The sequence below is a fragment of the Streptomyces sp. NPDC054863 genome, assembly GCF_053610825.1.
In genome coordinates, this window is record NZ_JBSGZD010000323.1 from 1 (window position 1) to 8,782 (window position 8,782).

Consider the following 8,782-nt stretch of genomic DNA (forward strand, 5'->3'; position numbering starts at 1 on the left):
CTCGCGTGTCGGGCCCAGCGGCATTCGGTGCGGAGGTCCTCAGGGGACGCGGGGAACTGCGCGACCAGCCTCGACGGCGCCGCAGATGAACGACGGCACCCCGCGGCGCGTCCAGCGAAGCGCTCAGGCTCCGCTGGCTCCCAGCATGTCCTCGCGCTCGACGAGCTTCACGCGGGCGCGGCCCTGCGGTTCGCCGAGTGCCTTCTCCGCGGCGTCCAGCTTGTACCAGCCCTCCCAGGTGGTGAAGCGGACGTTCCGCTCGGCGAGGAAGGCGTCCACGTCCTCCGGGGCGGGCGAGGTCGGCTCGTGCAGACGGCCGTGGGAGAAGTCGTCCAGGAGGTTGGCGACCGTCTCGTTGGCGTCGCCCTTGGTGTGGCCGATCAGGCCGACAGGGCCGCGCCTGATCCACCCGGTCACGTACGTCGACCGCAGGTGCTCGCCGGACTCCTCGACGACCCGGCCGCCCTCGTCGGGAACGGTGCCCGACTTGACGTCCCAGGGCAGCTTGGGCAGCTCGTCGGAGAGGTAGCCGACGGCGCGGTAGACGGCGCCCAGGTCCCAGTCCTTGAACTCGCCGGTGCCCTTGACGTTGCCGGTGCCGTCCAGCGCCGTGCGCTCGGTGCGCAGACCGACGACCCGTCCGTCCTCGCCGAGGATCTCCACCGGGGACTCGAAGAAGTGCAGGAACAGCTTGTGCGGGCGGCTCCCGATGTCGCGGATCGCCCAGTTCTCCAGGGTCTTGGCGACCATGTCGGCCTGCTTGTTGCCGCGCCGGGTGGCGATCGAGCCGTCGTCGTAGTCGATGTCCTCGGGGTCGACGATGACCTCGATGTTCGGCGAGTGGTCGAGCTCGCGCAGCTCCATCGGGCTGAACTTCGCCTGGGCGGGGCCGCGACGGCCGAAGACGTGGACCTCCAGGGCCTTGTTGGCCTTGAGGCCCTCGTGGACGTTCGGCGGGATCTCGGTCGGCAGCAGCTCCTCGGCGGTCTTGGCGAGGATGCGCGCGACGTCGAGGGCCACGTTGCCGACGCCGAGGACGGCGACCTTCTCGGCCTCCAGGGGCCAGGTGCGCGGTACGTCCGGGTGGCCGTCGTACCAGGAGACGAAGTCCGCCGCACCGTACGAGCCGTCGAGGTCGACGCCCGGGATGTCGAGCGCCCGGTCCGCCGTCGCGCCGGTGGAGAAGACCACGGCGTCGTAGAAGGAGCGCAGGTCGTCCAGGCTGATGTCGCCCGGGTAGTCGACGTTGCCGAAGAGGCGGATCTGCGGCTTGTCGAGCACCTGGTGGAGGGCCGTGATGATGCCCTTGATCCGGGGGTGGTCGGGGGCCACGCCGTAACGGATCAGGCCGAACGGGGCCGGCATCCGCTCGAAGAGGTCGATGGAGACTCCGGGCTCGGCCGCCACGGCGGATTTCAGCAGTGCGTCGGCAGCGTAGATCCCGGCAGGGCCGGCTCCGACAATTGCTACCCGCAGGGGGCGAGGCATGTTCAGGTTCCCTTCGAGGGGGGCAGGCGAATCACCGCGAAGCCTAAACTAAGGCAAACCTAAGTCAGTAGCCGGGTCCGGTCTATGACCCCATAAGGCTGGCTTATGGGATCTCAAAGGAACCCGAAAGCCCTCCCCTTCCGCCCCCTGGTGGCCGAATCCTCTTGACTGGATACCCCCCAGGGGTATGGTGAAGTGTATGCGCAGCCGCCGCCACTCAAGCGGCTCGGGACTCCCAGGAGAGCGTCATGAACACAGGACTCAAGATCACGGCCTTCGCCGGTGCCGTTGCCGCGACGTTCGGCGCGGCCTACGGAGTGGGCACGGCGGTCGGCCCCACCGGGACCGACCAGCGGCCCGCGGCGCAGGCCCCGCACGAACGGGACCAGCAGCGCGAGGACCCCGCAGGCGGCGGGCACGAGGCTTCCGGAGCCGGTACCTCACCCGCCGCCGGAGGCCTGCAGATCTCCGAGGGCGGCTACACCCTCGCCCTCGACACCCCGCAGGTCACCGCGGGCTCACGCACCCGGCTCAGCTTCTCCGTCCTCGACGGGAACGGCCGCAAGGTCACCGCGTACCAGCGCGAGCACGAGAAGGAGATGCACTTCATCGTCGCCTCGCGCGACCTGACCGTCTACCGCCACCTCCACCCGACCCGCGCCGCCGACGGCACCTGGAGCACGACGGCCGACCTGCCGGCGGCGGGCGGCTACCGGGCGTTCGCCGACTTCAAGCCCGCGAAGAAGGGCGCCGAGGCGCTCACCCTCGGCGCGGACCTGGCCGTCTCCGGCGCCTACAACCCCGCCCCCCTGCCCGCACCCGCCCGCACCACCGAGGTGGACGGTTACGAGGTGACCCTGGCCGGCGGCCTGAAGCCGGGCAAGAGCGGCGAGCTCAGGCTGAGCGTCGCCAGGAACGGCAGGCCGGTCACCAACCTCCAGCCCTACCTCGGCGCGTACGGCCACCTCGTCGCCCTGCGCTCCGGCGACCTCGCCTACCTGCACGTCCACCCCAACGGCGAACCCGGTGACGCCACCACGAAGCCGGGCCCCGAGGTCTCCTTCTCCGCCACCGCCCCGAGCTCCGGAACGTACCGCCTCTTCCTGGACTTCCAGCACGAGGGCAAGGTCCGCACGGCCGCCTTCACCGTCCGGGCGGGCCAGAGCGACGCGACCGGGAACACGGCCACGACCACGCCTGCCGACCGGCCGGAGGAGGAGAAGGCACCGGGGCACGGGCACTGACCCGCCCCCCTTCCCTCGAACGTGACGCACCTCACCCCTCCGGGCATGGGGTACGGGAAGCGAAAATGTAACACTCGTTCAATCTTGAGCAGATGTTCCATTTACTCGCGATCCCTGAGGCGGTGCCCGACATGGCCAACCCGTACGGCGTCCTGTTCAAGGCTCCCGGCTCGGTGGCCTTCTCCCTCGCCGGGTACCTCGCCCGGCTCCCCGTCGCCATGGCCGGGATCGGCATCATCACGATGCTGTCCGAGATGCGCGGCGACTACGGTCTCGCCGGTGCGGTGTCCGCGGCGTTCACGTTGTCCATGGCCCTGTTCGGCCCGCAGGTCTCCCGCCTCGTGGACCGGTTCGGTCAGGGGCGGATCCTGGTGCCCGCCATGGGCGTCAGCGTGCTCTCGATGAGCGCGCTCCTGCTCTGCGCGCGCTACGGAGCGCCGGTCTGGACGCTCTTCGCCCTCGCCGTCCCGGCCGGCGCCCTGCCCAACATGGCAGCGATGGTCCGGGCCCGCTGGACGCACCTCTACCGTGACGACCCCAAGCTCCACACCGCGTACTCCTTCGAGTCGGTGGTGGACGAGCTGACCTTCGTGGTCGGCCCCGCGGTGGCCGTGACCCTGTGCACCTCGCTCTTCCCCGAGGCGGGCCCGCTGGCAGCGGTCGTCCTGCTGGCGCTCGGCGTGCTGCTGTTCGTACCGCAGAAGCGCACCGAGCCCCCCGTGCTCAGGACCCCGCACACCACGGAGAGCGGCGCGGGCGGCTCGGCCATCCGCATCGGATCCCTCCGGCTGCTCGCCCTCACCCTCGTGGCGGGCGGCGCGATCGTCGGCACGGTGGACGTGGTCAGCGTGGCCTTCGCCCAGGAGCAGGACATGGCGGCCGGAGCCGGCATCGTGATCTCCTGCTACGCCATCGGCTCGGCCCTCTCGGGTCTGGTCTTCGGCACGCTCGCACTGAAGACACCGCTCCCCCGGCTGCTCCTGCTGGGCACGGTGGGCACGGCCCTGACCACCCTGCCCTTCCTGCTGGTCGGCAGCATCTGGGCGCTGGCGGCGGCGGTGTTCGTCTCCGGCCTCTTCTTCTCACCCACGATGATCACCATCATGGGGCTGGTCGAGAGGGTCGTACCGGCCGCCGAGCTCACGGAGGGGATGACCTGGGTGATCACCGGTCTCAGTGTCGGGGTGGCCCTGGGCGCCGCGGTATCCGGCAGCATGATCGACACCCATGGCCCCGCCGGGGGCTTCTACGTCGCGGTCGCGGCCGGTCTCGCCCTCGTACTCCTTGCCCTGGCCGGTTACCGCCCGCTGCTCACCCGGACCCGCGGTTCGGAACCGGCCCCGCCCCGTCCCGAACCGGCCGCGCAGCCGCAGTAGCCAGTAGCCCGAAGGCCTCAGTCCGAAGGCCGTAGTCCGAAGTCCGAAGTCCGAAGCCAGCAGTCGTCACACACCATGTCCGGGAGCATCCATGCAGGAGCAGAACACCGACGGGCGCCGGGCCAAGGGTGAACGGCGCAAGCGGGAACTGATCGAGGCGACGCTCCAGGTGGTCGCCCGCGAAGGCGTCGCCGGCGTCAGCCACCGCACCGTCGCCCGCGAGGCCGGCCAACCCCCCACCGCCGCCGCCTACTACTTCAAGAGCATCGACGACCTGCTGACCGCGGCCCTGACCTCCTGCATGGACGAGGACTCCGCCCGCATGCGGCAACTCGCCGCCGACGGGGACGGGTCGGCCGCCGGACTGCGCGCCCTCGCCCACCGGATGGCCGAAGTGGTGGCCACGCCCGACCTGCTGCTCGCCGAGTACGAGCTCTTCCTCCTGGCCGCCCGCAGGCCCGGCCTCCGCAAACCCACCCAGCGCTGGCTGGCGGCCCTCGCCGAGTTCGCACACGGCTACACCAGCAGTCCCGTACGGATCCAGATCCTCGTCAGCACGATCGACGGCATGCTCCTGCAAGCGCTGCTGACCGACCGGCCACCGACCGCGGACCAGTACGAGGCAGTGCTCCGGGAGATCCTGCTCGCCCCCGGCCCTCCCGGTGACGGCCGATGAGTCCCGGTGACGGCCGATGAGTTTCCGGCTTGCGGCAGGTCCTCCCTCGCAGAGACTGTGATCGAGCGAAGGAGTGACCGTGAACGACGATGTCTGGCCGATGGTGCACACGGAGCGCGCGGCGCTGGCCCAGGACCTCGCTCAGCTCGACGACGAGCGGTGGAGCACCCCGTCGCTCTGCGAAGGATGGACCGTGCACGACGTGGTCGCCCACCTGATCGACACCGCGCGCACGACGCGGCTCGGTTTCGTGTCCGGCATGGTCCGGGCCCGGTTCGACTTCGACCGGCAGAACGCGCGCGGTGTGGAACGCGAGCGTGCCGCCTCGCCGCAGGAGACCTTGGAGCGGCTTCGGCTGGGGGCGCCGCGCTGGTCGCCGCCACCTGCCCCGCTCGACAGCCGGCTCGTCGAGGAGGTCGTGCACGGCGAGGACATCCGCCGGCCCCTGGGGCTCACCCGGTCCTATCCGCAGGAGGCCGTCGTACGGGCGCTGCGCCTGCAGACGCGCACCTCGGAGTCCTTCGGCGGAGCCAAGGAACTGGTCTCCCGTGTCCGGCTCTCGGCCACGGACGCCGACCTGTCGATCGGGCACGGCCCGGAGATCAGCGGAACGGCGCTCGCACTGCTCCTGACCGTCTCCGGGCGCCGGGTCCCGCCGCACGAACTTGCCGGACCGGGAGTCGCCCTCACGCGGTGACCGGCGCCGCCCGAGGACCGGCGCCGCCCGAGGGCCGGCATGGCCCGAGGACCGGCATGGCCCGAGGAGCGGTTTCACGCCGTGTGCGGGCAGGCCGGGTACGTCAAGCGGCCCGCGGCGCCGCCCTGGTAGTACGTGGCCGGGTCGACGGGGGCGATCGGGAGTCCCGTGCGCAGGCGCTCGACCAGGTCGGGGTTGGCGAGGAAGGCGCGGCCGAAGCCGATGAGGTCGGCGCCCCTGCCGGGCCGGCGGTCGGCGGCGGCCCGGTCGGTCTGCTGGGGGCCCACCGGGGCCACCGGGTTTCATGATGAGGGTGCCGGGCCAGGTGCGGCGGAGGGCTACCAGCACCTCGACGAACTGATGGCACGGCACACGTGCCTCGCGCACACCTGAAAGGGCCAAGAGGCCGGCCTACGCCGCCGGATGCGCCTTGGTGAGCGTGCAGACGCCGTCCGCGCACCGGCGCTCCAGACGGCCTCGGGAGACGGTCTGCGCCAGGCCGACCATCCAGCAGGTGGGGCAGCCGCGGAAGGCGATCAGGGCCAACGGGGCCGCCAGCAGGGTGGCCGGTCCGACGGCGGGCACCAGGGCGATCGAGCCGATGATCAACCCGAAGCCGACGGCACCGCGCGCGAGGTGGCGCGGGACGGACCTGCTGGCGAAGTTCGTTGCGGGTGCGGGGGGTTGCGGGGTGGCCCGGGCATCTGGGTGCTGCGCGGGCATCTCGGTGTTCACGGTGGTGAGTCTCCTCCGGCTGGTCGGTCGATGGTCCGAGCAGGTGCTTCGTCCACGGCCTGAGCAGGTGCTCGGCCGGTTGCGGTCAGGGTGTGACGCAGCGCGGCGCGTGCTCTGTGCAGCCGCGACTTCATCGCGGCGTTGCTCAGCCCGAGCGCATCGGCGACGGCCTTGCCCGGCAGGCCCTGTACGTCCCGCATGATCAGGATCTGCCGCTGGTCACGGGGCAGGGCGCTGACCGCGGCCGCGATCCGCTCCACCTCCAGCCCGTGCAGCACCGCGTCCTCGGCGGAAGGTCCCGCGGGCGCCTCCAGCTCGGCCGGCGCCTCGTCGCGCCGCACGACGAACAGCCGTAGCTGCCGCAGGCATTCGTTGCGCACGATCCGGAACATCCACGAGGCGAGCGCGCCCGTGGCCCGCAAGGTGCCGATCTTCCGGTAGAGGATGATCAGCGCCTCCTGTGCCGCGTCCTCGGCGTCCTGCGGCGAGGCGCACAGCGACAGGGCGAACCTGCGCACATGAGGCTGCGACTCCATGACGACGGTGGTGAGCGAAGTGACGTCGCCGTCCTGAGCGGCCTTGATCAGCCGCTCGTCCGGCCAGGGGCCGCGTGGGCTCACGCGCTCTTCCCACTCCTCTTGTAACGCCGCATCAGGTGCCGGCTGCACGCGCCCACGAGCAGGACTCCGACCACGACCAGAACAGTGACCGTCATTGGCGTTTCCTCCCGGTTCCACCGGCCCCGTCGGCCGGTACACACATAGGAGGCGGGGAGGTCGGAAAAGGATTCACCCCCGGCCGAAGGTTTCGAGTTTCTCCTACGGTTCAAGATGGTCGCCCGCCCGCGACGTGCCGGAGACAATCCGAACGGCCGAGCCCGCGGACAGAAAGAGTGTGAACACGTGGCGACCATGACCAAGAATCTTTCGGCACCTTCCCAGGACCGCCCGGTGGTGGTTCCCGTGCTGAACCGACGGCTCTTACTCGCCGTCTCCGCCGGCGTGGGTGTGGTGCTGCTGGCCCTGTCGGGGCGGCACGGATACCACGTCGACGAGCTGTACAACCGGGCGTCGGGGGGGCACCTGGCGTGGGGATACGTCGACCAGCCCCCGCTGGTCTCGCTGATCGCCTGGGCCGAGACCTCCTTGCTCGGCGACACACTGACCGCGCTGCGCGTGGTGCCGGCGCTGCTGGCCTGCGTCGTGGTGTGGGTGGCGGGCCTCACCGCACGCGAACTCGGCGGAAAGGGCGGGGCCCAGGCCTTCGCCGCCGCCGCGACGGGCGCGACGGTCGTCACGCTCAACGCCGGGCACGTACTGACCACCAACATCCCCGACCTCGTCACCTGGGTGACGCTGGGCTGGCTGTTCGTCCGCCTGCTGCGCACCCAGGACACCCGGCTCTGGCTCGCCATCGGCGCGGTCACCGGCGTGGGCATGCTCGCCAAGAACCTCATCGTGCTGCTGGTCATCGCCCTGCTGGTGGGCGTGCTGGCATGGGGGCCGCGCAAGGTCCTGCGCGGTCGGCACCTGTGGCTGGGCGCCGCACTCGCCGCGCTGCTGTCGGCGCCTGCGGTGGTGTGGCAGATCACGCACGGCTGGCCCGCGGTGGAGATGAGCGCCGCGTTGAAGACGGCACTGGGGGCCGACTCCAGGGTCGCGTTCGTGCCGTTCCAGATCCTGCTGATCGGCCTGTTCCTCGCTCCTGTGTGGATCGCCGGGCTGGTGGCCCTGTTGCGCCGCCCGCAGTGGCGGGCGTACCGCTCGGTCGGCCTCGCCTACCTGTTCATGGTGGTGCTGCTGATAGCCATCGGCGGGAAGCCCGAGTACACCGGCGGTCTCCAGCTGGTGCTGCTGGCCGCGGGTTCCGTCGTGGTGGTGGAGTGGGCGAAGACCGCCTTCCGCCGTGCGCTGGCGGGCACCGCCCTGGTGGGCAACGCGGCGATGTCGGCAGTGCTCATGCTGCCGGTGCTGCCCGTCGCGTGGTACGGGTCGAACCCGGTGCTGACGCAACTTGGGGTCTTCCAGCTCGACCAGGCGGCCTGGCCCCAACTGGCCGAGCAGGTCGGCGCCGTGCACCGGAAGCTGTCCCCGCAGGACCGCGCGCACGCCGTCGTCTACGCCAACCACTACGGCCTGGCGGGCGCCCTGGAGCGGTACGGGCCGGACAACGGCCTCCCGAACGTCTACAGCGGACAGAACTCCTACGCGGACTTCGGCAGGCCCGCCGACAACACGGACGTCGTCATCGCGGTCGGCGTGAACCGCAAGACGTTCGGCGCCCTGTTCGCGAGCTGCGAGCCCAGCGGGAAGTTCAAGGTCGACCTGCCCGTCGCCGACCGGAACACCGAGTTCCTGGTGTGCCGCGATCCCCGCGAGTCGTGGGAGCAACTGTGGTCCAAGCTCCGCTGGGTCGGCTTCGCGTGCCCGTACACGGCCGAGGCGATCACCGCCAAGAGTGAGAAGGGCTGCTCGCTGACCTGAGCGGGGGCGGGGCCACGGCCCCTGACCCGAGAAGCCCGGGCCACGGCCCCTGATGCGAAAAGGCCGCGGCCCCCCACCTGAAG

General features: G+C 71.1%; 8 protein-coding genes and 1 pseudogene. 5 read left to right on the forward strand and 4 right to left on the reverse strand.

Going from position 1 to position 8,782, the window contains the following annotated elements:
* Positions 1-123: 123 nt before the first annotated feature.
* Positions 124-1,488, reverse strand: a complete 1,365-nt coding sequence (locus ACWGIG_RS33715) for an FAD-dependent oxidoreductase (RefSeq protein ID WP_453325502.1) — start codon at positions 1,486-1,488, stop codon at positions 124-126.
* A 248-nt stretch (positions 1,489-1,736) separates the two neighbouring features.
* On the opposite strand from ACWGIG_RS33715, the gene ACWGIG_RS33720 reads away from it, so the two are divergent.
* From ACWGIG_RS33720 to ACWGIG_RS33735, 4 genes are all read left to right on the forward strand, one after another.
* Positions 1,737-2,732, forward strand: coding sequence for a hypothetical protein (locus tag ACWGIG_RS33720; protein ID WP_453325503.1), 996 nt, complete (start codon positions 1,737-1,739; stop codon positions 2,730-2,732).
* A 131-nt stretch (positions 2,733-2,863) separates the two neighbouring features.
* Entirely contained in the window at positions 2,864-4,108 is a 1,245-nt protein-coding gene (locus tag ACWGIG_RS33725; protein WP_453325506.1) for an MFS transporter, read from the forward strand.
* 91 nt (positions 4,109-4,199) lie between these two features.
* Entirely contained in the window at positions 4,200-4,784 is a 585-nt protein-coding gene (locus tag ACWGIG_RS33730; RefSeq protein WP_453325504.1) for a TetR/AcrR family transcriptional regulator, read from the forward strand.
* Positions 4,785-4,884: 100 nt separating this feature from the next.
* The gene (locus ACWGIG_RS33735; protein ID WP_453325507.1) at positions 4,885-5,481 is read left to right on the forward strand and encodes a maleylpyruvate isomerase family mycothiol-dependent enzyme; all 597 of its coding nucleotides are present in this window, start codon (positions 4,885-4,887) and stop codon (positions 5,479-5,481) included.
* Positions 5,482-5,555: 74 nt separating this feature from the next.
* Here ACWGIG_RS33735 and ACWGIG_RS33740 read toward each other — a convergent pair.
* From ACWGIG_RS33740 to ACWGIG_RS33750, 3 genes and pseudogenes are all read right to left on the reverse strand, one after another.
* Positions 5,556-5,832, reverse strand: a pseudogene (locus tag ACWGIG_RS33740) (oxidoreductase); the annotation flags it as partial.
* A gap of 60 nt (positions 5,833-5,892) precedes the next feature.
* Complete coding sequence (locus ACWGIG_RS33745; protein WP_453325508.1) at positions 5,893-6,204, reverse strand: hypothetical protein; 312 nt, start codon at positions 6,202-6,204, stop codon at positions 5,893-5,895.
* A gap of 8 nt (positions 6,205-6,212) precedes the next feature.
* The gene (locus ACWGIG_RS33750; protein WP_453325505.1) at positions 6,213-6,836 is read right to left on the reverse strand and encodes an RNA polymerase sigma factor; all 624 of its coding nucleotides are present in this window, start codon (positions 6,834-6,836) and stop codon (positions 6,213-6,215) included.
* Positions 6,837-7,127: 291 nt separating this feature from the next.
* Here ACWGIG_RS33750 and ACWGIG_RS33755 point away from each other — a divergent pair, with 291 nt between their 5' ends.
* A complete protein-coding gene (locus tag ACWGIG_RS33755; protein ID WP_453325509.1) occupies positions 7,128-8,699 on the forward strand; it encodes a glycosyltransferase family 39 protein in 1,572 nt (523 codons plus the stop codon).
* Positions 8,700-8,782: the final 83 nt, after the last annotated feature.